Origin of the sequence: Nocardia sp. NPDC004604, from assembly GCF_040609795.1 — a bacterium.
Classification (GTDB): domain Bacteria; phylum Actinomycetota; class Actinomycetes; order Mycobacteriales; family Mycobacteriaceae; genus Nocardia.
The window spans coordinates 1-1,440 of sequence record NZ_JBEXLC010000333.1 but is presented as its reverse complement, the minus strand read 5'-3'; the positions used below and the strand labels follow the sequence as shown (position 1 = coordinate 1,440).

General features: G+C 63.3%; 1 pseudogene. It reads left to right on the top strand.

Annotated features, from left to right (window positions below):
* Positions 1–1,440 (top strand): annotated as a pseudogene (locus ABZW16_RS43935) (DNA-directed RNA polymerase subunit beta); the annotation flags it as partial.

The window sequence follows — 1,440 nt, the reverse complement described above, 5'->3', positions numbered from 1 at the left end:
CATCAACAACAACACCGGTGAGATCAAGAGCCAGACGGTCTTCATGGGTGATTTCCCGATGATGACCGATAAGGGCACGTTCATCATCAATGGCACCGAGCGCGTCGTCGTGTCGCAGCTCGTGCGTTCGCCGGGTGTGTACTTCGATCACAGCGTCGACAAGACCACGGAGAAGGATCTGCACAGTGTGCGGGTCATTCCGTCGCGTGGCGCGTGGCTGGAGTTCGATATCGACAAGCGCGACACCGTCGGTGTGCGTATCGACCGTAAGCGTCGTCAGCCGGTTACCGTGCTGCTCAAGGCGCTGGGTTGGACGAACGAGGAGATCGTCGAGCGTTTCGGCTTCTCCGAGATCATGATGTCGACCCTGGAGAAGGACAACACCGCCGGTCAGGACGAGGCGCTGCTGGACATCTACCGCAAGCTGCGTCCGGGCGAGCCGCCGACCAAGGAGTCCGCGCAGACCCTGCTGGAGAACCTGTTCTTCAAGGAGAAGCGCTACGACCTGGCGCGCGTCGGTCGCTACAAGATCAACAAGAAGCTGGGCATCCACCTCGGCGAGCCGATCACCGCATCGGTACTCACCAAGGAAGACATCGTTAGCACGATCGAGTACCTGGTGCGTCTGCACGCCGGTGATCGTGCGATGACCGCGCCCGGCGGCGAAGAGGTGCCGGTCGACGTCGATGACATCGACCACTTCGGCAACCGTCGCCTGCGTACCGTCGGCGAGTTGATCCAGAACCAGATCCGGGTCGGCTTGTCCCGCATGGAGCGCGTGGTCCGCGAGCGGATGACGACTCAGGACGTCGAGGCGATCACGCCGCAGACCCTGATCAACATTCGTCCCGTCGTGGCCGCGATCAAGGAGTTCTTCGGAACCTCGCAGCTGTCGCAGTTCATGGACCAGAACAACCCTCTCTCGGGTCTGACCCACAAGCGTCGTCTCTCGGCGCTGGGCCCGGGTGGTCTGTCCCGTGAGCGCGCCGGTCTGGAAGTCCGCGACGTGCACACCTCGCACTACGGCCGCATGTGCCCGATCGAGACCCCGGAAGGCCCGAACATCGGCCTGATCGGTTCGCTGTCGGTGTACGCGCGGGTCAACCCGTTCGGCTTCATCGAGACGCCGTACCGCAAGGTGGTCGACGGCGTGGTCACCGATGAGGTCAAGTACCTCACCGCCGACGAAGAGGACCGCCACGTCCGTGCGCAGGCCAATTCGCCGGTCGACGTCGATGGCCGCTTCATGGAGGAGCGCGTGCTCTGCCGCCGGGGCAATGACGAGAACGAACTCGTCCCCGCCTCCGAGGTCGACTACATGGACGTCTCGCCGCGCCAGATGGTGTCGGTCGCGACCGCGATGATTCCGTTCCTCGAGCACGACGACGCCAACCGTGCCCTCATGGGTGCGAACATGCAGCGTCAGGCCGTTCCGCTGAT